The 21,411-nt window shown below is 71.0% G+C and carries 19 protein-coding genes and 1 pseudogene; 5 read left to right on the forward strand and 15 right to left on the reverse strand.

All coding sequences use genetic code 11. The features are described 5' to 3' along the window. Positions 1–24 precede the first annotated feature (24 nt). A complete protein-coding gene (locus ACFWH5_RS04260) occupies positions 25–1,080 on the reverse strand; it encodes a DUF998 domain-containing protein (protein ID WP_378832127.1) in 1,056 nt (351 codons plus the stop codon). 177 nt (positions 1,081–1,257) lie between these two features. On the opposite strand from ACFWH5_RS04260, the gene ACFWH5_RS04265 reads away from it, so the two are divergent. Next, complete coding sequence (locus tag ACFWH5_RS04265; RefSeq protein ID WP_378832129.1) at positions 1,258–2,295, forward strand: aromatic acid exporter family protein; 1,038 nt, start codon at positions 1,258–1,260, stop codon at positions 2,293–2,295. Positions 2,296–2,326: 31 nt separating this feature from the next. Here the strand turns inward: ACFWH5_RS04265 and ACFWH5_RS04270 are convergent, their stop codons facing one another. Continuing rightward, entirely contained in the window at positions 2,327–3,073 is a 747-nt protein-coding gene (locus tag ACFWH5_RS04270; protein ID WP_378832131.1) for an SDR family oxidoreductase, read from the reverse strand. A 93-nt stretch (positions 3,074–3,166) separates the two neighbouring features. On the opposite strand from ACFWH5_RS04270, the gene ACFWH5_RS04275 reads away from it, so the two are divergent. Then, entirely contained in the window at positions 3,167–4,018 is an 852-nt protein-coding gene (locus tag ACFWH5_RS04275) for a sigma-70 family RNA polymerase sigma factor (protein ID WP_378832133.1), read from the forward strand. 51 nt (positions 4,019–4,069) lie between these two features. Here ACFWH5_RS04275 and ACFWH5_RS04280 read toward each other — a convergent pair whose 3' ends face one another. The 6 genes from ACFWH5_RS04280 to ACFWH5_RS04305 all read right to left on the reverse strand — a co-directional run bounded on the left by ACFWH5_RS04280 (position 4,070) and on the right by ACFWH5_RS04305 (position 10,773). Beyond that, positions 4,070–4,690 (reverse strand): M23 family metallopeptidase, encoded by a 621-nt coding sequence (locus ACFWH5_RS04280; RefSeq protein WP_378832135.1) that lies wholly within the window; start codon positions 4,688–4,690, stop codon positions 4,070–4,072. Positions 4,691–4,781: 91 nt separating this feature from the next. Beyond that, positions 4,782–6,167, reverse strand: coding sequence for a tripartite tricarboxylate transporter permease (locus ACFWH5_RS04285; RefSeq protein WP_378832137.1), 1,386 nt, complete (start codon positions 6,165–6,167; stop codon positions 4,782–4,784). Further along, complete coding sequence (locus ACFWH5_RS04290) at positions 6,167–6,601, reverse strand: hypothetical protein (RefSeq protein ID WP_378832139.1); 435 nt, start codon at positions 6,599–6,601, stop codon at positions 6,167–6,169. The genes ACFWH5_RS04285 and ACFWH5_RS04290 overlap by 1 nt, the downstream gene beginning before the upstream one ends. Positions 6,602–6,614: 13 nt before the next feature. Next, the gene (locus tag ACFWH5_RS04295; RefSeq protein WP_378832141.1) at positions 6,615–7,559 is read right to left on the reverse strand and encodes a hydroxymethylglutaryl-CoA lyase; all 945 of its coding nucleotides are present in this window, start codon (positions 7,557–7,559) and stop codon (positions 6,615–6,617) included. Continuing rightward, positions 7,556–8,833, reverse strand: coding sequence for a hydroxymethylglutaryl-CoA reductase, degradative (locus ACFWH5_RS04300; protein ID WP_378832143.1), 1,278 nt, complete (start codon positions 8,831–8,833; stop codon positions 7,556–7,558). The genes ACFWH5_RS04295 and ACFWH5_RS04300 overlap by 4 nt, the downstream gene beginning before the upstream one ends. Positions 8,834–8,985: 152 nt before the next feature. Continuing rightward, positions 8,986–10,773, reverse strand: coding sequence for a helix-turn-helix domain-containing protein (locus ACFWH5_RS04305; protein WP_378832146.1), 1,788 nt, complete (start codon positions 10,771–10,773; stop codon positions 8,986–8,988). A 60-nt stretch (positions 10,774–10,833) separates the two neighbouring features. On the opposite strand from ACFWH5_RS04305, the gene ACFWH5_RS04310 reads away from it, so the two are divergent. Next, complete coding sequence (locus ACFWH5_RS04310; RefSeq protein WP_378832148.1) at positions 10,834–13,338, forward strand: DEAD/DEAH box helicase; 2,505 nt, start codon at positions 10,834–10,836, stop codon at positions 13,336–13,338. A 6-nt stretch (positions 13,339–13,344) separates the two neighbouring features. Here the strand turns inward: ACFWH5_RS04310 and ACFWH5_RS04315 are convergent, their stop codons facing one another. Genes ACFWH5_RS04315 through ACFWH5_RS04325 form a run of 3 tightly spaced genes read right to left on the reverse strand, consistent with a single transcriptional unit; the run spans position 13,345 to position 15,025 of the window. Further along, the gene (locus ACFWH5_RS04315; protein WP_378832151.1) at positions 13,345–13,731 is read right to left on the reverse strand and encodes a VOC family protein; all 387 of its coding nucleotides are present in this window, start codon (positions 13,729–13,731) and stop codon (positions 13,345–13,347) included. A 56-nt stretch (positions 13,732–13,787) separates the two neighbouring features. After that, positions 13,788–14,375: a GNAT family N-acetyltransferase gene (locus ACFWH5_RS04320; protein WP_378832153.1), complete on the reverse strand. Its 588-nt coding sequence runs from the start codon at positions 14,373–14,375 to the stop codon at positions 13,788–13,790. A 20-nt stretch (positions 14,376–14,395) separates the two neighbouring features. After that, complete coding sequence (locus ACFWH5_RS04325; RefSeq protein ID WP_378832155.1) at positions 14,396–15,025, reverse strand: M15 family metallopeptidase; 630 nt, start codon at positions 15,023–15,025, stop codon at positions 14,396–14,398. A gap of 88 nt (positions 15,026–15,113) precedes the next feature. Here ACFWH5_RS04325 and ACFWH5_RS04330 point away from each other — a divergent pair, with 88 nt between their 5' ends. Then, a complete protein-coding gene (locus ACFWH5_RS04330) occupies positions 15,114–15,791 on the forward strand; it encodes a response regulator transcription factor (RefSeq protein ID WP_378832157.1) in 678 nt (225 codons plus the stop codon). A 250-nt stretch (positions 15,792–16,041) separates the two neighbouring features. Further along, positions 16,042–16,716, forward strand: a pseudogene (locus tag ACFWH5_RS04335) (sensor histidine kinase); the annotation flags it as partial. A 172-nt stretch (positions 16,717–16,888) separates the two neighbouring features. On the opposite strand, the gene ACFWH5_RS04340 reads toward ACFWH5_RS04335, so the two are convergent. From ACFWH5_RS04340 to ACFWH5_RS04355, 4 genes are read right to left on the reverse strand one after another with little or no spacing between them, the layout of a single operon-like run. Further along, positions 16,889–17,812, reverse strand: a complete 924-nt coding sequence (locus tag ACFWH5_RS04340; protein WP_378832158.1) for an ROK family protein — start codon at positions 17,810–17,812, stop codon at positions 16,889–16,891. Then, a complete protein-coding gene (locus ACFWH5_RS04345; protein WP_378832160.1) occupies positions 17,809–19,488 on the reverse strand; it encodes an ABC transporter ATP-binding protein in 1,680 nt (559 codons plus the stop codon). Before ACFWH5_RS04345 ends, ACFWH5_RS04340 begins: the two co-directional genes overlap by 4 nt. Then, positions 19,485–20,393, reverse strand: coding sequence for an ABC transporter permease (locus tag ACFWH5_RS04350; RefSeq protein WP_378832162.1), 909 nt, complete (start codon positions 20,391–20,393; stop codon positions 19,485–19,487). The genes ACFWH5_RS04345 and ACFWH5_RS04350 overlap by 4 nt, the downstream gene beginning before the upstream one ends. After that, positions 20,390–21,403: an ABC transporter permease gene (locus tag ACFWH5_RS04355; protein ID WP_378832164.1), complete on the reverse strand. Its 1,014-nt coding sequence runs from the start codon at positions 21,401–21,403 to the stop codon at positions 20,390–20,392. Before ACFWH5_RS04355 ends, ACFWH5_RS04350 begins: the two co-directional genes overlap by 4 nt. Positions 21,404–21,411 lie beyond the last annotated feature (8 nt).

Here is a 21,411-nt window from a genome sequence, read left to right on the forward strand (position 1 = left end):
GCACTGCGGTTCCGCGAGACGGTCTCAGCGCAGCGGCGAACGGCGCGCCGAGGGACGCGACACGTCCGGGGCGAGGATCGCGAGCAGCTGCACCACGGTCGACAGCCAGAGCAGCACGAGGCCGACGACGACGCCCTCCAGGGCGGCGACCGAGAGCAGACGCGGCCCGAAGGTGAGCACCACCGCGATCACGACGAGCACGACCAGCACGACCGTGAGCACCCGCAGCATCCCCCGCTGCGCCATCAGCACCGTCGTGACGACGGTGGCCGCGAGGATCAGCCCCAGGGCGGCGAACGCCGCGACCGCATGCGGCACGGGCACCCGGTCGATGGGCAGCAGGCCGACCGCGGCGAGCGCGACACCGGCGCCGACCCAGGTGAGCACCACCACCGCGATTCCGCGCAGCGCGCTGTCGCCCAGCATCCGGTGCAGGTCGCGGCCGAGGTACGAGCCGCACGTGGCGATGAGCAGCCCCGCGACGACCACCGTGCCGTTGAACGCCCAGCCGCCCGCGCCGATGCCCAGCTGCGAGAAGCTGCGCTCCCACCACGCCGGATCACGGGCGGTGATCATCGCGAACAGCGTGCCGATCACGAGGAAGGAGAACAGCAGCCCGGCCAGATCGCCGGTGCGCAGCCGGATGCCGGCGCGGAACGCCAGTCGGCCGCCGAACGCCGACGCCACACCGGTGAAGACGCCGCCGCCGACGGCCGGCAGCTCGAGACCCTGCAGGCCGGTGGCCAGCACCTCGCCGGCGAGCAGCACGCCGACCCCGGTGACGGCGGCGAGCGCGATCGTCACCGCGACGGCGCTGATGTGGGAGACCAGCGCCTGCCAGCGGGGCATGGGCGCGGTTTCGCCCGCGCGGTGAATGCGGGTGCTGACGACGAAGGCGGCCGCGGCGATGGCGCCCGCGATCAGGGCCACCGGGATGATCACCGAGCCGTCGCCGCTGAACGGTCGGGCTGCGCCCCAGAGCACGAGGGTTCCGGCAAGCGCACCCGCCGCGAAGCAGATCGCGGTCGCCCACAGCATCCGCTTCTGCTCGCGCAGCCGCGCCTCGGTGCTCTCGTCCACGCTCCCATCGAAGCACGCCCGGCCGACGCCGCAGCGGCGGCGCACCCGCGGAGGCAGCGCGCGAGCTGGCGGAGATCACCCGGCATGCAGGAGGGATTGCCGGATTCGGATCCTGCATGCGCGGTGATCTCCTGCACACCCGGTGAAGCCGTCGCGGCACCGGGCTACCGTGGAGCCATGCGCATCCCCGCCGCACTCCGCGTCGCACGGCGTGCCCCACTGCTGCAGGTGCTGAAGTCGGCCGCGGCGACGATCGCGGCCTGGCTGATCGCAGGCTGGCTGGTTCCGGGACCGCTGCCGGTGTTCGCCGCCATCGCCGCGCTGCTGGTCGTGCAGCCGAGCGTCAACCAGTCGCTGTCGAAGGCCCTCGAGCGCAGCATCGGCGTGATCGCCGGTGTCATCATCGCCGTGCTGTTGAGCGTGCTGCTGGGTGCGCAGAGCTGGGTCGTGCTCGCCGCGGTGGTGGTGGCGATGCTGATCGCGTGGGCGCTGCGCGCCTCACCCGGCACCGGCAATCAGGTCGCCATCTCGGCCGTGCTGGTGCTGGCCCTCGGCTCGTCGAGCCCTGATTACGCGGTGAACCGGATCATCGAGACGCTGATCGGCGCCGCGATCGGCTTCGTCGTCAATATCGTCATCGTGCCGCCGGTGCTCACCGCGCCGGCGCGGCGCGACGTCGGCATGCTCGGCCGCGAGGTCGCCGCATCCCTCGACCGGCTCGCCGACGCCCTGCCGACCGCCCACACGCCGCCGCAGCTACAGGAACTGATGCTCGAGGTACGGCTGCTGCGGCCGATGAAGGATGCCGCAGAGGCGTCGATCGCGGCGGGCGAGGACTCCCTCGCGCTGAACCCGCGTCGCTCGCGGCACCGCGACGACCTGGTCGAGCTGCGCGCGCTGTTCGACCGCCTCTCGCCGGTCGTCACGCAGGTGATCGGCATGACCAGGGCGTACTTCGACCACTACGAGGATTCCCTCGCCGACGACCCCACGGTGCGGGCGATCGCCGAGCAGCTGCGCCGCGCGGGCCACGATGTGCGCCTGGCGGTGCAGTCGGCGGATGCCACGCCGGAGCCCGATGCCATGACCTCGGCGATCCCCGCGCTCACCGCCCCGCTGGTCGTTCGGCCTCCGGCATCCGACCACTGGATCCTGGTCGGCTCGCTGATGGAGGATCTGCGCCGCATCCACGACGAGCTCCGCGACGAGGCGTGATGTCCCGCCCCGTCGCGGTGAGCGCCGCGGGTCATGCGGCGAGGAAGTCCTCCCACGTGACCGTGCCGCGCGTCGCGGCGTCGGCGGCGAGGTTGTCGCCGGCACGGTACGCGCGCCCGACGGCACCCGGGATGCGGATGCCGAGACTGCGTCGCGTCGTGCCGCGCGCGGCGTCGAAGGATCGCACCATATCGGCGATGTCGCGCACCTCGGGGCCGGCCAGGTCGGCGACCCGTCCCGCCGGCTCGCCGAGGGTGAGCTCGGCGAGCCGCGCGGCGACGTCGTCGACGCCGACCGACTCGAACCGCAGTCCGCGCGGCGCGATCCGCATGCCGGAGAGGGATTTCACGATCGGCACCGCGAACTCGTGCAGCTGCGCGACGCGCAGGATCGTGAACGGGATGCCGCTGGTCTCGAACGCCTGCTCCGCGGCCGCCTTCATCCGGAAGTAGCCGATCGGCATGCGGTCGGCGCCGATCACCGAGATGAGCACGAGATGGCCCACCCCGGCGCGTTGCGCGGCGGCGACGAGGTTGCGTGCGGCGACGTCGTCGCCCTTGGCGCCACCGGCCAGGTGCAGCACGGTTCCCACGCCGTCGAGCGCCTCGTCGAGACCGCGGTCGCGCACGGTGTCGCCCGCGACGTGCTCGATCCCCGGCTCCGATGTCTTCGGATGCCGGGTGAGGATGCGCACCGGGCGACCGGCAGCATGCAGCAGCGGCACGGTGCGGCGTCCGATGGTTCCGGTTCCTCCTGTGACGAGAATGGTGGTGTTCATGAACGTCGTCCTCTCCTTTTCTCGCACCGGCCGGTCACATCCCGGCCCGTGCATTCGTCGACACCATGACGAACGACACCGAGGAGATGTGACATGACCGACGAAGAACTCGCCCAGCGCTTCGAAGCCGCGCGGCCGAGGCTGCATGCGATCGCCGCGCGACTGCTCGGCTCGCGGGCCGACGCCGACGACGCGGTGCAGGAGACCTGGCTGCGTCTGGCGCGGTCGGAGGCCGCCGCCATTGAGAACTTCGACGCGTGGTGCACGACCGTGGTGTCGCGCATCAGTCTCGACATGCTGCGCGCGCCACGCACGACGAGGGAACGGTCGTGGCAGGTCGAGCCGTGGCGCGACGAGCCGGTCGATCCTGCGGGCGATCCGGCAGACACCGTGGCGCGGGCCGACCAGGTCAACGTCGCCCTGCTCGTGGTGCTCGACACGCTGGCCCCGGCGGAGCGGATCGCGTTCGTGCTGCATGACGTCTTCGGCCAGCCGTTCGAGGAGGTGGCGGGCGTCGTCGAACGTTCCCCCGACGCGGCACGGCAGCTGGCCTCGCGTGCCCGCCGGCGGCTGCGGGCGGCATCCGCTCCGGCGCGGGACGACCGCCGGCGCGAGCGTGCGCTGGTCGACGCCTGGCTGCGCGCCGCACAGCACGGCGACCTCGCCGCGCTGTTGGCGCTGCTGCACGACGACGCGACTCTGCACGCCGATTACGGCACGAGCACCACCGACCTGTCCGGTGCGGCCGAGATCGCGGCGCAGGCGGTGCTCTCGGCGCGACTGGCGGCGCACTCGACGCCCGTGCTCATCGACGGCAGGCCCGGCGTCGCAGCGACCTTCGCCGACCGCATCGTCTCGCTGATGCGCTTCGAGATCAGCGACGGGCGCATCGTCGGCCTGCAGGTGCTCGCCGACCCCCAGCGGCTGGGCGACGTCACGATCTGATCCTGCGCCGCCGGCGCGTCGGATCGGCGCGCCGGCGAGCGCGCGCCGGACTCAGGATGCGCCGGCGTCGACGATCTGGCCGTTCCGCGGCATCCCGCCCGAAAACGTCATGGGCACCGCCCGCGCGCGGTCGATGTCGGCACGGTCGACCGCCTGAACGTGCAGGTGCGGCTGCATGCTGTTGCCCGAGTTGCCGCAGCGTCCGATCGCCTCGCCGGGCCGCACCTGCTGCCCGACGCGCACCGCCACGCTCCCCTGCTGCAGGTGGCACAGCGCCACGATCACCCCGCCTGCGTCGATCAGCGCATGGTTGCCGGCGAGCGCGATCCACCCCTGTGCTGCGCGCCGCGACTGAGTGAACGCGTAGCCGATCGACGGCACGCCGCGATGCGCGGCGTGGTCGGGCTCGGAGTCGTGGACGGCGACGATCAGGCCCGCGACCGGGGCGACGATCGCGCGTCCGAACCCCGGGAACCGCTGCGGGCGCTCGGGGCTCAGCAGCGAGGCGAACGTGAAGGGCGCCGTGCGCCCGGCGTCGTCGACGGGCACGAAGTCGATCGCATGGGAACTCGCGAACCTCGTCGTGCCGTGGCTGGGAACGCGGTCGGCGGGGCTGTTGCGCACGAGCCACCGGCCGGCGAACGGGTACTCCAGTTCGAGGGATGCGGCCATGCGCCCACTGTGCCAGGCCGAGCCCGTGCCCGCATCGGGGGAACGCGAAGGGCCGCCTGCCGGTCGGCAGACGGCCCCGTGCGGATGCGGGTCAGGCGAACAGCGCCGTGATCGCGGGCACCGTGAGCGCGGCCACGTAGTAGCCCATGAACTGCACGCCGGTGTGCATGTGGAACAGCTTGTTCAACAGTCCACCCACCAGTCCGACGGTGATGGCCACCAGAAGGGCGATCACGCCGCCCTCGTACAGGCAGATCACGGCGATGAGGCCGGCGAACGCCCCGATGATCGCCTCGTGCGAGACCTTCTTCATGATCCAGGATGCCGCGCGGTGCGCCTGCGTCATCGCGAACGGATACGTGATGATCAGTGCGATCAGCACCGCGGCCAGACCGAACACCAGGAACTGCCACGGATCGAGCAGATCGTGCAGGTTGTTGCTCGTGCCGGCCTCGGCGTCGATGGTGTACACCGGCGGAGCGTTGAACAGCGGGTTCGCCGGCCCCGCCGCCATCGGCGACAGCGGCAGGCCGATCGCGATCAGCGGGATGAGGGTCTCGGCGATGTACGTCGACTCGGTGGTGCCGTTCTTGACGGCCATCATGGTCGTCAAGCGCCGGTAGCCGTTCTTGATGCGGCCGCCGAACAGCTCGCCCATGAGCACGGTCATCGCGACGGGAGAGAACACGAACGTCGCGCTGGAGACCACGGCCGCACCGGCGGTGCCGCCCAGCTGAGTGCGATCCAGCACGCCGACCGGGTTCGGCATGCGCCCCTTCCAGGTGCGCACGTCGGCGGCCAGTTCGAACGATCGCGGCGCATCGCGCAGCAGCGAGGCGCGGCCCGCGGGGCTCGCGGCGAGGAACAGGTCGGCGATCAGCGGGCCGATCGCGATGCCGAGGAAGAAGCTGATCGACAGCCCCTTGCCCAGCGCCCCGACGGCGAAGTTCTGCAGGCCGACCACGATGAGCACGAACGGGATGAGCGCGATCAGCGCCGCCCAGCGCCCCTTCGACAGCACCGCGATGAGCAGGGCCGCGGCGAGGAACAGCCACGGAGCGACCGCGCTGATGGCGGCGGAGAACGGCGTGAGCACCCAGGCGAAGAACACCGCCATGGGCACGGCGATGACCGCGGCGACCGCGCCGCCCGAGATCGCCTTGCGCAGCGCGATGTGCGGCACGCCCAGCTCGCGCAGCATCTGCGCGTCGCGCAGCAGCGGGGCCGCCATCGTGTCGCCGGGGATGCCGAGCAGCGTGGTGGGGATGGCGTGGGTGATGTGCTTCGCGGCGATGGATGCCATGAAGAACGCGAACACGCCGGCCGGCGGGACGCCGAGCAGGATCACCAGCAGGGTGAGCGGGGCGATCGTCGCGGTCTCGTCGGTACCCGAGACCAGACCGATGAGCGCGAAGACGATCGTGCCGATCAGCGCCATGCCGATCGCCCACAGGGTGGGTTCGAGGAGAGCCTCCATCAGCGCTCACCCCCGGCGGCCTCGGCGCGCTGGTTCTTGCGGTGCTGCGCCACGAGGTCGTCGTACAGGCCGAGTTCCTTCACCTCGGCGAGCGCGGCGGCCGGCAGCTCGTCGGGGTCGCCGAGCGGGCCGAGTTCGGCCTCGATAGCATCCATCGCCTCCGCGCGCGAGCCCGACGGCGCCTCGCCGACGGTGACGATGCGCTTGGGCTTGAACAGGTTGGCCGCGACCACCGCGGCGATCACGCAGGCGGCGAGGCCGGTGACCAGGGCGTACGAGCGGCCGAGGGCGTCGCCGCCGGTGAGCTGGCCGAAGCCCCATTCGGCGATCAGGTAGACGGGCACGGCGATGCCGACGCCCAGTCCGATGGCGCCGAGCAGATGACGGCCGTCGACCGTATCGCCCCACACCTCCAGCAGTCTTCGCTGTTGCACGGGAAGTTCCTCTCTATCGGGTCAGCGCCGTTGCGACTCGGGATGCCGGGGTCTTGCCCAGCGCTCGGGTGAGCCAGATGCTCGTCTCGGTGAGGGCATCGAGGTCGATGCCGGTGCGGATGCCGAGGCCCTCCAGCATCCAGACGAGGTCGTCGGTGGCGAGGTTGCCGGTGGCGGACTTCGCGAACGGGCATCCGCCCACCCCGCCGGCGGCGGCGTCGAAGACGCGCACGCCCTCCTCGAGACCTGCGTACACGTTGGCCACGGCCATGCCGTAGGTGTCGTGCATGTGCAGTGCGAGGGAGCCGACCGGGATGCCGTGTGCCGCGAGCGTGCGCACGACGGCGCGCACCTGACCGGGGGTGGCGACGCCGATCGTGTCACCGAGCGACAGCTGCTCGATGCCCCAGCCGCGCATGACCGAGGCGAGACGCACCACATCGGCGACGTCGACCGCGCCCTCCCACGGGTCGCCGAACACCATCGAGAGGTAGCCGCGCACGCGCACACCGTCGGCCACCGCGCGGGCGACGACGGCCTCGGCCGCCTGCTCCATGCGTTCGCGCGACGCGCCGAGGTTCTGCTGCGAGAACGACTCGGTGACGCTGAGGAAGAAGGCGATGTCGTCGGCACCGGCGTCGCGCGCCAGCTCGTAACCGCGCAGGTTCGGCACGAGCACCGGGGTGCGCGCGTCGATGTCCGCGACGCGCGCCATCACGGCCGCGGAGTCGGCCATCTGCGGCACCCGGTCGGCGCGCACGAAGCTGCCGGCCTCGATGATGCGCGCGCCGGCGCGGGCGAGTCGCTCGATGAGCTCGACCTTCGTGTCGACGTCGAGAACCGTCTTCTCGGCCTGCAGGCCGTCCCGCGGCCCGACCTCCCAGATCTCGACCGTGTCGGCCTGGAACGCCGGTGACGGCACCGCCGTCGGCAGCCCGAGCTCGCGCGTGGTGCTCATCGCGCGCCGCGCAGTTCGGCGAGCACGGTCTCGGCGACGTCGGCGCGGACGGCACCGCGCTGCACGAGTGCGGCGGCGACGGCGTCGATCTCGTCGGCGTTCGCCCCGGCGGCGACGGCCACGTTGCGCGCGTGCAGGCCCATGTGCCCGCGCTGGATGCCCTCGGCGGCGAGGGCGCGCACCGCCGCGACGTTCTGCGCCAGGCCGACGGCGCAGACGATCTCACCGAGCTCGCGGGCCGTGGTGACCTCGGTCATCGCCACGGCGGCCCTGGCGGCCGGGTGCGACTTCGTGGCGCCGCCGACGAGGCCGACCGCCATGGGCAGTTCCAGGGTGGCGACGAGGTTGCCGTCGCCGTCCTGCTCGAACCGCGACAGGGCGCGGTACTGGCCGTCACGGGCGGCGTACGCGTGCGCACCCGACTCGACGGCCCTGGTGTCGTTGCCGGTGGCGAGCACCACGGCCGAGATGCCGTTCATGATGCCCTTGTTGTGCGTCGCGGCCCGGTAGGGGTCGTCGTAGGCGAGCGCTGCCCCGGCGATCATGTTCGACACGATCTCGGGCCCACCGAGTTCGTCGGGGCTGATGACCAGCCGCGCGCGGGTGAGGCGCATGTCGGCGAGGTTGGTGAGGATGCGCAGCAGCGAGCGCCCGCCGGCGATCTCGGCGAGCAGCGGTGCGACGGCTTCGGCCATGGTGTTGACGGCGTTCGCCCCCATGGCGTCGCCGACGTCGACGACGAGGTGCACGACGAGGTGGTCGTCGAGCAGTCCGTGCACGGTGCGCACCAGCAGGTCGCGCGCTCCGCCGCCGATCTGCACGAGCTTGGGGTCCTGGGCGTCCGCGAGGGCGAGCACTTCGGCCTTGCGCTCGAGGATGCGGGCGCGGGCACCGTGCGGGTCGGCGACGTCGAGCAGCTGGATCTGGGCCTGCATGATCGGGTCCGACGAGGTGGTGCGGATGCCGCCGAGACCGCGCGACATGCGAGCGATGTTGGATGCCGCGGCGACGACCGACGGCTCTTCCGTCGCCATCGGCACGAGCACCTCGCGCCCGTTGACGATGACGTTCGTCGCGACGCCGACGGGGATGCCGATCTGGCCGATCACGTTCTCGACCATGCGGTCGGCCTGCTCCATCGTCAGGCTCGCCGTCGACTGCGGGTCGAGCGCGTCGAGCAGGTCGGGATGCGCGTCGAGAGCGTCGGTGACGGCGGCGCGCCTGTCGGCGATGGTGAGGTTGCGCAGTCCGCTGAGCCGGGATGTGGTGGCCACGTCGTCGTCCTTCCGTGTGGCCGGAGCGGACGTGGGTGGCGCCGCTGCCGGGATCTGCGGCGGCCATTCGGGTGGGCCGCCTGCCAGATCGACAGCCAACCAGTCCGCGCACCGACTCGGAACGTCCGTTCCGGCCACTGTTCACCGCGAGGCTATGTCTGATCGAGTTCTCGTCGAGCCCGCTCGACCCGCACAGCCATCTCCAGCCGGAACCGCGCCTCGCCGGGGTCGAGTGCCGTGCCGAGCAGCTCTCGCAGCCGACCGACCCGCTGCTTGAGGGTGTTCACGTGCACGTGCAGCACCCTGGCGGCCGATGCCAGCGACCACTGCGCGTCGAACAGCGCGACGAGCGTGGCGAACAGCGTGGTGCCCTTCGCGGCATCCCATCGCACGACGGGGTGCAGCATGCGGTCGACGAACTGCGCGAGGCGGGTGCCGTCGCCGTCGAAGAGCAGCGCGTACGGCGCGAGCACGGCGGCATCCATCACTCCCTCGGTGATGCCGAGCCCGTGCGCGAGCCGGGCCGCCGGCCAGGCGCCGCGCAGCGCATCCGCCGCGTCGCCGAGATCGCCGCCCGAGGCGATCACGAGCAGCAGGCGCTCCTGCCCTGCCGCCTCGCGGACGGCGCCCGCCGCCCGCTCCGGCCGGCCGGGGGCGAGCACGGCGATGCCGTCGCCGTCGGCGGTGACGAGCCAGTCGGCACGCCGCCGGAAGCGGCTCAGCAGGCGGGGGCGGGATTCCGGCGGGCAGCGTACGGCGGCGGCCGTCCATGTCTCGGCGACCGGGTAACCGCGGGCGGCGGCGCGCATCAGCGCCGGCTCACGGCGGGCTGTTCCCGAGAGCAGCTCGGTCGCGAGCTCTCCGCGCACCCGCTCCTCGGCATCGGCGAGCGCGTCGCGGCGCAGCAGCACCAGCGCCGCGGTCAATGCGGAGCGTTCGACCGTGCGTCGCTCCACCGGTGTCAGCGGTGTGTCGGCGCGCTCCACGATCAGCGCGCCCGGTGTCTCCGTGGCGTCGATGACGGGCGCGACCAGTTCGATCGGCCCTTCGTCGAGCACCACCGCCCGCCCGCTCTCCCCGGCATCCTGGATCGCGCTCCCCAGCGCGTCGCGGCCGCTCTGACCATCGGCGAAGGTCACCCGTCGTCCGAGCGCGTCCGACAGCGCGCCGACGATGGCGTCCGCGTCGTGGCCGATCACCGCCAGCCGGGTGAGCTCGGCGTGCAGGCCGGCGGCCCACTCCGCCTGCTGCTGCCGGATCGCCGCCTCGGTCGTCGCCGCGGTCGCGGCGGCGAGCAGCCGGGCGACGTGCAGCACCAGCGCGGCATGTCCGGCGAACGCCGAGAGCAGCGAGATCTCCTCGGGCCGGTACACCCGTGCTTCGCGGCTCGCGGTGAACAGCACGCCGAGCACCTCACCCTTGACCACGAGCGGCGCGCCCAGCATGGCGCGCAGCTGCTCCTCGCGCAGGATGGCGTCGATGATCGGGTCGTGCGGCACCGAGGTGAGCGCGGCGTAGTCCTGCACCCACTGCGGATGCCGGGTGCGCACGGCCCGGCTCGCGAGCCCGACGCCGGCCGGCACCACCATGCCCAGGAACCGCGACGAGATCGTGCCGCTCGCCGCGCGCACGTGCAGCTGGTCCTGCTCGGGGTCGTACACCGAGAGGTACGCCACGTCGCCGGCGATCAGCTCGTGCGCCCTGTCGACGATGCGCTGCAGCATGAGGGCGGCGTCGGGCTCGGCCAGCAGTTCCCTCGTCGACGACATCATGACCCGCAGCTCGGCGCTGCGGGTGCGCAGCGCCGCCGTGCGGTGCGCCAGCTCGACCAGCGCGTCCGCCGCTGCGGTGTCGTGCGGCAGCGCCGCTCGCATCCGCTCCGGATCGACGTCCGCACCGTCGCCGAGCGCGCGCAGCACGGCCGCGAGTTCCGAGGTCATAGCCCCATTCTCGTCCTGTCCGCCGGGGGCGCAGGCTCGAGGTGAAAGGATCGAGGGATCATGCCTCTCGATCCCTCCTCCGTCCGCGACACCGACGCGGATGCCGTGTACACGGCGTTCGTGGAGTGGGTCGAGTCCACCGGCATCGCCCTGTACCCCGCGCAGGACGAGGCGGTCATCGAGATCTTCTCGGGGCAGAACCTGATCCTCAGCACCCCGACCGGCACCGGCAAGTCGCTGGTGGCGATCGCCGCGCACTTCGCCGCTCTCGCCGATGGTCGCCGCACCTACTACACCGCACCGATCAAGGCGCTCGTGAGTGAGAAGTTCTTCGCCCTGGTCGACGTCTTCGGCGCTGCGAACGTCGGCATGGTCACCGGCGACTCGGCGGTCAACGCCGACGCCCCGATCGTGTGCTGCACGGCCGAGATCCTGGCGAATCTCGCGCTGCGCGAAGGCACGGACGCCGACGTCGGTCAGGTCGTGATGGACGAGTTCCACTTCTACGGCGACTCCGACCGCGGGTGGGCCTGGCAGGTGCCGCTGCTCACCCTGCCGCAGGCGCAGTTCGTGCTCATGTCGGCGACGCTCGGCGACGTGACCGAGCTCTCCGCCGACCTCACCCGCCGCACGCGTCGGGAGACGGCGGTCGTGACGGGTGTCGAGCGCCCGGTGCCGCTGCACTTCTACTACGAGAGCACGCCGATCCACGAGACCATCGAGGAGCTGCTGTCGACCGGGCAGGCGCCGGTGTACATCGTGCACTTCTCGCAGTCGGCGGCGATGGAGCGGGCGCAGGCACTCGCGAGCGCGAAGGTGGCGACCCGCGAGCAGCGGGATGCGATCGCCGAGCTGATCGGAGGGTTCCGGTTCACCACGGCGTTCGGAAAGACGCTGTCGCGGCTGCTGCGGCTCGGAATAGGCGTGCACCATGCGGGGATGCTGCCGAAGTACCGGCGGCTGGTCGAGCAGCTCGCCCAGCGCGGTCTGCTGCGCGTGATCTGTGGAACGGACACTCTGGGTGTCGGCATCAACGTGCCGATCCGGACGGTGCTGCTCACGGCGCTGACGAAGTTCGACGGACAGCGCATGCGCCAGCTGAATGCTCGGGAGTTCCATCAGATCGCCGGCCGAGCCGGTCGCGCCGGCTTCGACACGGCCGGCACGGTGGTCGCGCAGGCGCCCGAGCACGAGACCGAGAACTTCGCGGCGATCCGCAAGGCCGGCGACGACCCGAAGAAGAAGCGCAAGATCATCCGCAAGAAGGCACCGGACGGATTCGTGTCGTGGGGTGAGCCGTCGTTCCGCAAGCTCGTCGACGCGGAACCCGAGACACTCGTGCCGCACATGCAGATCACGAGCGCGATGATGCTCAACGTGATCGGGCGCGGCGGTGACGTCTTCGGGAATATGCGCGCACTGGTATACGACAATCATGAGCCGAGGTCGCGGCAGCGGATGCTGGCCCTGCGCGCGCTGGGGATCTATCGCACCTTGCTCGAATCCGGGGTCGTGGAACGCACCGGCGATGGTTCGGCGCGGCTGACCGTCGATCTGCAGCCGAACTTCGCGCTGAACCAGCCGCTGTCGCCGTTCGCGCTCGCCGCCTTCGAGCTGCTCGACCCGGACTCTGCGTCAAGTGCGGGAACCGGGTCGTACGCGCTCGACATGATCTCGATCGTGGAGGCGACACTCGACGACCCGAGGGCGATCCTGTCGCAGCAGGAGTTCGTCGCCCGCGGCGGGGCCGTGGCGGCGATGAAGGCCGAGGGCATCGAGTACGACGAGCGCATGGAGCTGCTCGAGCAGATCACCTACCCGAAGCCGCTCGAGGAGCTGCTGTCGGCGGCGTTCGAGACCTTCAGCGCGGCGCAGCCGTGGATCCGCGACTTCGAGCTGCATCCGAAATCGGTGGTGCGCGACATGTACGAACGAGCCATGTCGTTCGGGGAATATGTCGCCTTCTATAAGACCGCGCGCTCCGAGGGCGTGGTGCTGCGCTACCTCTCCGACGCGTACCGAGCCGCCTCCCAGACCATTCCGGAGCACCTCAAGACCGAAGAGCTGCGCGATCTCATCGAGTGGCTCGGAGAGCTCGTGCGCCAGGTCGACTCGAGCCTGCTCGACGAGTGGGAGGAGCTCGTCGCGGGGCATCCGGTCGATCACGACGACGAGCCGGTGGTGCCGCCCGCGCCCAAACGGCTCACCGCCAACGTCCGCGCGTTCCGCATCCTCGTGCGCAACGAGCTGTTCCGTCGGGTGCAGCTCACCGCGCGTGAGGACGTCGATGCGCTGGCCGCGCTCGACCCGGACTTCGGTCAGGAGAGGTGGGATGCGGCGCTGGACGCCTACTTCGCCGAGCACGACGAGATCCTCACCGGCGCCGACGCCCGCAGCGCGGCACTCCTGCTCATCGACGAAGGCGCGACGCAGTGGTCCGTGCGTCAGATCATCGACGACCCCGCCGGAGACCATGACTGGGGGATCGCGGCGGTCGTCGACCTCGCCGCGTCCGACGAGGCGGGCGAGGCGGTGATCACGGTGACCGCGGTGAACCGGCTCTGAGCCGGCTCAGGCCTGCATCACGGCGAGCACGTTGCCCGCCGGGTCGCGGAACCAGGCGATGTCGGGTCCGCCGGAGCCCCGCACGATGCCACGATCATCGGACGGGAAATCGGCGTCATCGTAGATCTTGGTCTGCACGCCGCGCGAGATCAGCTCGTCGACCGCCGCGTCGATGTCGTCGACGGGGAAGTTCAGGATCGTGAAGCTCGCCGGCTCGTGGTTCGGCTTCGAGTACACCAGGATCGACCCGCCGCTCGACAGCCGCAGGTCGAGGAAGCCCATCGGGTTGGTCTCGACGTCGAGACCGAGCGTCGTTCCGTAGAACTCCCGTGCCGCGTCGATGTCGTCGACGCTGAAGCCGCTGTACGCACCGTCCACCGTGAAAGCTGTCATGCATCCAGCATCCGCCGATCGCACCACGATGTCGAGACCCGCTCGGGCGGGCGGCGTCAGCTCGAGGGCGGCACCGGGGTCGCCGGGCGATCGAACCGGTAGACGACATGCAACGGAGGATCGACCGGGTTGTCGGGCTCCATGTCGCCCTCGCCCACTCGGTGGAAACCGGCCTTCTCCAGCGCCCGCCACGACGCGATGTTACCCGCCACCACGGCCACGATGATGGCGGGCGATCGCGGGTAGGCGCGCCACGAGTCGGCGACGACGGCGCGAATGATCGCGGTGCCGAGTCCGCGGCCGATTCTGGACGCGTCGGCGACGAGGTAGTCGATGGTCAGCGCTGCCGGCGGCACGTCGACGATGCGGCTGAGCTCGGTGAAGTCCTCGGTGTAGTCGGCGATGAGCGACCGCTGCACCAGCGCGATCGGCTGGTCGTTCAGCGACACCAGCAGATCCTCCCCCGGTTCCTCACCGCGGGTGCCGGGGCCGAAGTCCCGCGCCACGCCCTCGGGTGAGAAATCGTGGTGCCAGTAGCGATGCACGTGGGGACGCGCGAGCCAGTCGGCGAGCAGTGGGAAGTCGGACGCGGTGACCGGCCGCCAGCTGATCCGCCCCGCCGGCGAAACGGATGGTTGGGCCACGCACCCATGATGACAGAGGCTCACTGGTCACGCTCGGTGGGATCGCGGTACATCGACGGGCATCCGGCGCTCGACGCCTCGGGGCGGAACTCGTAGTGCCAGGCCTCGTTGCCGTACACCTGACACAGGCCGTACCCCGCGCCGTGTGCGACCAGCCAGTCGAGCGCCTTCCACGGGCCGATGTCGACCGCGTCTCCGGTGACGTGCTCCGACGTCTCGGCCGTCGCGACCCAGCGCGCCGCCTCCTCGGCGGAGCCGTACTTCGCCTCGGCGTCGCGCAGCAGCTTCTGCTGCAGCTCGGCCGAGCGCCAGCCGCCGTTCACCTCGAACTCGATGCCCTGCTGCGCAGCATCCGTCGCGGCGGCTCTGAGGGCGTCGCGCAGTTGCGGATCGAGATTCGCCACCGCCGGCGCATCGTCGAAGACGGTGAGCGGGTGGCCGGACGTGATGTAGCCGTCGGCGGCGTCGATGCGGCCGTCCGCGGCGGCGTTCACGGACTCGCCGCCGCGGGGGCTTTTTGCGGGGGCGACGGCCGACACCGCGCTCAGCGCCTGCAGCGCGGCGAAGACGAGCGCGACCAGGGCGGTGACGACAGTGGCGACCACGGCGGCCAGGCGGCGGTCACGGGTACGGGCGGATCTCGAGTGCATGCCACCCATCCCATGCGAGCGCGTGTTGCAGGGGCGTATGCCGTTTTCCATACACCCGCGATATGCCCGCCTGCGTAGGATTCTGCCCATGCGCGTGCTGATCGTCGAGGACGAGCCCTACCTCGCCGAGGCGATCCGCGACGGGCTGCGGCTGGAGGCGATGGCCGCCGACATCGCCGGCGACGGCGACACCGCTCTCGAGCTGCTGGCGGTCAACTCCTACGATCTCGCGGTGCTCGACCGTGACATCCCCGGCCCGTCGGGCGACGAGGTCGCCGCCTGGATCGTCTCGTCGGGCAGCGGCATCCCGATCCTCATGCTCACCGCCGCCGATCGTCTCGACGACAAGGCGAGCGGCTTCGCACTGGGCGCCGACGACTACCTGACCAAGCCGTTCGAGCTGCGCGAGCTCGTGTTGCGGCTGCGCGCGCTCGACCGGCGGCGCGCACACACGCGTCCACCGGTGCAGGAGCTGGCCGGGCTGCGGGTCGATCCGTTCCGGCGCGAGGTGTTCCGCGACGGACGGTACGTCGCCCTGACGCGCAAGCAGTTCGCCGTGCTCGAGGTGCTCGTCGGCGCCGGCGGAGGGGTGGTCAGCGCCGAAGAGCTGCTGGAGCGGGCGTGGGATGAGAACGCCGACCCGTTCACGAACGCCGTGCGCATCACGGTCTCGGCCCTGCGCAAGCGGCTGGGTGAGCCGTGGGTGATCGCCACCGTGCCCGGCGTCGGGTACCGGATCGATGCGGAACCGGATGCCGTCGCATAGGGCGCGCGGGCTCAGCGCGCGCATGAAGCTGACACTGAGCTATGCCGGGGTGGTGGTGCTCACCGGCGCCCTGCTGCTCACGGTGGTCTGGCTGTTCCTGCTGAGGTACGTGCCGAACAGCAACATCCGCTCTGACCTCTTCGTGCCGAACCAGTCCGACCTGCTGCGCGCGTTCACCCCACCGGCGGCCGCGGCGATGGTGGCGCTGCTCGTGAGCGGGCTGGTGGGCGGCTGGTTCCTCGCCGGACGGATGCTGGCGCCCCTGAACCGCATCGGCGACGCCGCGCGACTCGCCGGGCAGGGCTCGCTGTCGCACCGCGTGGCGCTCGAGGGGCGGCGGGACGAGTTCCGCGACCTGGCCGACGTCTTCGACACGATGCTCGACCGGCTCGAGGCGCACGTCGCCGAGCAGCAGCGATTCGCCGCGAACGCCTCGCACGAGCTGCGCACGCCGCTGGCGATCTCGCAGACGCTGCTCGACGTGGCGCGGGCCGACCCCGACCGCGACGTCGACGCGCTGATCCAACGGCTGCAGCACGTCAACGGCCGCGCGATCGAGCTCACCGAGGCCCTGCTGCTGCTCGCGCGGGCCGACGGGCGAGCGTTCGAGACCCAGGCCGTGGATCTCTCGCTGGTCGCCGAGGAGGCGGCCGAGAACCTGCTGCCGCTGGCCGAGAAGCACGGCGTGGCACTGCACGTGACCGGTGAGCGGACCGAGGTCATCGGCTCGCCCGCGCTGCTGCAGCAGCTCACGGCGAACCTCGTGCACAACGGCATCGTGCACAACCGGCCGCACGGCGGAACGATCTGGGTGCACACGGCGAGGAAGACGGATGCTCTCGCGCTGACCGTCTCGAACACGGGCGACGTGCTCACGCCGGAGACGCTCGACACGATCGCCGAGCCTTTCCAGCGCGGCTCGGGCCGCGCGCGCCGCGGCGATCACGCCGGTGTGGGTCTGGGCCTGGCGATCGTGCAGAGCATCCCCGCGCCCACGACGCGACGCTGCACTTCGCCGCACGCGCCGACGGCGGTCTCGTGGTCGAGGTGCGGTTCCCGCTGCGACACGGATGAAGCCCATCCGTCTTTCGCGAGGGTCAGCGAGCGGCGGTGGCCAGACGCTCGTGTTGCATTCCGATGCGCACCGCGCCGTTCGCGCCCGCCCATTCGCCCAGCGTCGCCGGCACGATCGGGGGAACATGGTGGAACGTCGCGCGCTGACGCGCGTACTGCGCGGCGAGCAGCACGAGATCGTGCGGCTCGCGCGCGATCCCGCCGCCGATCACGATCCGGCCCGGATCGACGAGCGCGCACAGGGTGAGCAGCGCCTCCGCCAGGGCCGACGCGGCTCGCTGCACCACCGGAACGGCGCGGGGATCGCCGTCGGCGTAGGCGGGCAGCAGGGTCTCCGGTCCGCCCGATCCGCCCGCGGTGTTCCATGCCGCGCTCAGCGCCGGAGCGCCGATGATCGTCTCGAGGCAGCCGTGCCGGCCGCACGAGCAGACGGCTCCCGCCGGGTCGATGGTGATGTGCCCCAGTTCTCCGGCGGAGCCGTGCGCACCGGGCACCACCTCGCCGTCCACGACGTGGGCACCGGCGATGCCCGTGCCCAGCGCCAGCACGAAGCTGTCGTCACTGCCCGCGCCTGCACCCCAGGCCGCTTCGGCGACCGCTGCGGCGTGGCCGTCGTTGATCACGCTGACCGGCACGCCCAGGCGCGCACCCAGCCGTTCGGCGAGCGGGCACCCGTCGAGCGCGGGGATGTTCGCGGAGCGCACGACGACACCCCTGGTCTCATCGACGATGCCGGGGATCGACACCACGACGCGCGAGACGGGATGCTGCTGCGGGACGGACTGCGCGATCTCGACCAGGCCGTCGACGGGGTCGGCGAGTGGTGTGATCGTCCGCGCGCGGGAGAGGATCTCGGGCGGTGACGACAGCGAGGAATCGGCCAGGGCGAGCAGGCTCTTCACGCTCGAGCCGCCGACGTCCAGCCCGAGTACAGCAGGCGTGCTCATGCGTGCAGTGCCGCCGCTCTGGCCTCGCGGCGCATCGCCTGCTTGTCGGGGTCGGGCACGGGTACCGATGCCAGCAGTCGGCGGCTGTACGGATGCTGCGGGGCGAGCAGCACCTCGTCCGAGGAGCCCGTCTCGACGATCTCACCCTTCAGCATGACCGCGACACGATCGGAGATCTCATGCACCACCGCGAGGTCGTGGCTGATGAACAGGCAGGCGAAGTGCATGCGCTGCTGCAGATTGCGCAGCACGTCGAGCACCGCCGCCTGCACCGACACGTCGAGGGCAGAGGTCGGCTCGTCGGCGATGATCAGCTCGGGCTCGAGCGCGATCGCCCTCGCCAGTCCGATGCGCTGACGCTGCCCCCCGGACAGCTCGTGCGGGTAGCGCACGGCGTAGTTCGCGGGCAGCTCGACGGCGTCGAGCAGTTCGGCGACACGCGCCTGACGCTCTTTCGCGCTGGTGGGCAGACGGCGGCGCTGCACGAGCATCGGCTCCATGATGGCCTCGCCGACCGTCATGCGCGGGTTGAGGCTGGATCCGGGGTCCTGGAAGATCGCGCCCACGCGTCCGCGCAGCACGCGCTCGCGACGGCGTGAAACGCCTCGGGTGCCGGTCAGGCGATGCCGGCCGATCTGCTCACCGAACAGCGTCATGGTGCCCTCCGAGAGGGGCAGCAGGCCGAGCGCCGCGCGACCGAGAGTCGACTTGCCCGATCCGGACTCGCCGACCAGGCCGACGATCTCACCGGGCTCGATGCTCAGGCTGACGCCGTCGAGGGCCTTGAAGGATCGTCCGCCACGGCGGTAGGTCACACTGGCGTCCACGATCTCGAGCACGGCGGAGGGCACATCGGCCTCCTCGCGTGCGACGACCTGCGAGGCGACGTCGGGAAGCGTCGGCACGGCGCCGAGGAGCTTCTTCGTGTAGTTCTCGCGCGGTGCGGTGAGCACATCGCGCGATGAGCCGACCTCGACCATCGTGCCGCGGAACATCACGGCCACCCGGTCGGCGATGTCGGCGACGACGCCCATGTTGTGCGTGACCAGCAGGAACGCCGTGCCCGACTCGGCGGCGAGCCGGCGGATGAGATCGAGGATCTCGGCCTGCACGGTCACGTCGAGCGCGGTGGTCGGCTCGTCCGCGATGATCAGCTGCGGCTCACAGGCGAGCGCGATCGCGATGACCACCCGCTGGCGCTGGCCGCCGGACAGCTCGTGCGGGTAGCTCTTCGCCCGGCGCTCCGGTTCGGGGATGCCGACCCGGGCGAGCAGTTCGACGGCGCGCTGCCACGCGGCATCCTTGCTCACGGTGCGGTGGTTGTGGATGGCCTCGGTGATCTGGTCGCCGATGCGCATGCTCGGGTTGAGCGCCGTCATCGGCTCCTGGAAGACCATCGAGATCTCCGCGCCGCGCACGGAGTTCATCTCATCCTCGGCGAGGCCGAGGAGCTCGCGGCCCGCCAGGCGGACCGAACCGCCCACCTGCGCGGTGCGCGGCAGCAGGCCCAGCACGGCCATCGCCGTGACGGACTTGCCCGAGCCCGATTCGCCCACCAGGGCGAGGACCTCGCCGGCGCGCACCTCGAGGTCGATGCCCTTCACGGCCTCGACCGGGCCGTCCTCGGTGCGGAAGGCGACCGTCAGGCCGGCGATCGACAGCAGTGCGTCGCTCATGCGGCACGCCCCTTCACGTCGAAGAAGTCACGGAGCCCGTCGCCGATGCTGTTGAAGGCGCAGACCGTGAGCACGATGCAGAATCCGGCCGGGAAGATCAGCCACCAGGCGCCGGCGTAGGTGTAGGTCATGCCGCTGGTCAGCATCGCGCCCCAGTCGGTCGCGGGCTTCTGCAGGCCCATGCCGAGGAACGAGATGTAGGCGACGAGCAGGATGGCGTCGGCGACCTGGAAGGTGGCGTTCACGACGATCGTGCCGACCGTGTTGGGCACGACGTGCTTGAGCACTGCCCGCGAGTGCGATCCACCCATGGCGCGCAGCGCCAGCACGTACTCCCGTGACTTCAGCGAGATCGACTCGGCGCGCACCAGTCGCGCCGGCACCAGCCATGAGACCAGGCCGATGACGCAGATCATCAGCGGCACGCTGGGCCGCAGCACCGCCGAGAGGATGAGCAGCAGGAACGTGGCGGGGATGGCGATGCCGGCATCCACGATGCGCATCATGACGGTGTCGACGATGCCGCCCACGTAACCCGCGATCGCACCCCACAACGTGCCGATCACGGTGGCGAGCACACCGGCGGCGAGGCCGATGAGGATCGAGACCTGACCGCCGACCATCAGACGACCCAGGATGTCGTATCCGACATCGTCCGTGCCCAGCGGGTGGCCGGGGCTCCCCGGCGGCAGCATGGTGCTGCGCAGATCGGTGTGCACCTGGTCGGTTGGGTACAGCAACGGGCCGACGAAGCAGAACAGCAGGAACAGCGCGATCGTGACGATCCCGAACAGCGCCAGCTTGTTCTTCAGGAATCGGCGCATGCCGCGCTGGCGCGGCGTCAGCGTGCGCTGGACGATCGCCATGGTCGAGGTGGGGGCGACGTCGGGGGACGAGGTGTTCACGAGAGCTCCTCCCGGGTGCGCGGATCGAGCAACGCCTGGATGATGTCGGCCAGCAGGGAGCCGACCACGGTGGCGACGGCGATGACGAGGATGCAGCCCAGCAGCACCGGGTAGTCGGACGTCTGCGCCGAGGTCCAGAACAGCAGCCCCATGCCCGGGTAGTTGAAGAGGGACTCGACCACGATCATGCCGCCGAACATCACCGGCAGGTAGTAGCCGAGCATCGCGATCACCGGGGTGAGCGAGTTGCGCACGACGTGGCGCGCGACGACCACGGGCACCGACGTGCCCTTGGCACGGGCGGTGCGCACGTAGTCCTCGGAGAGGTTGTCGATGGTGGCGGAGCGCATGTATCGCGAGAAGGTGGCGATGATGCCGAGGGCGGCGGTGAGCACCGGCAGCACCAGGCCCGCCGGGTTCGCCAGCACGGCGGCGACCGTCTCGCCCTGCGGTGCCTGCGCGGGGACGATGCGCAGCATCTGCGAGAAGACGATCACGAGGATGAGGCCGAGGAAGAACGACGGGGTCGAGTAGACGATGAAGTTCCACGTGGTCAGGACGTAGTCCGCGGTCCTGCCGCGGCGCACGGCCTGGAAGATGCCCATCGGGATCGCGACGATCAGCGCGACCAGCATCGAGATGAGCGCGAGGATCAGCGTCTTGGGCAGACGCTGCGAGATGGCGTCCGAGACCGGGCGGTTCAGCTTGAACGAGTCGCCCAGATCTCCGGTGGCCACCTGACCGAGGAAGTTGAGGTACTGCTGCCAGACCGGCAAATCGAAGCCGTTCTCACGGTTGAAGGCGTCGATCTGAGCCTGGGTGGCCTGCATGCCGAGCACGCCGGTGGCGGGCCCGTTGGGCATGGCGAGGTGGAGCAGCGCGAACACGATCAGCGTCACGATGAGGATGACGATCACCCCCTGGCCGACCCGCCGCAGCAGGTACCACCAGAATCGGCTGTCCGTCTTCTTCTTCGCAGCTGTCGGCTGCGCTGCATCCACCACGCTCATGTCCTCTT

Source organism: Microbacterium sp. NPDC058345 (assembly GCF_042723855.1).
Classification (GTDB): Bacteria; Actinomycetota; Actinomycetes; order Actinomycetales; family Microbacteriaceae; genus Microbacterium.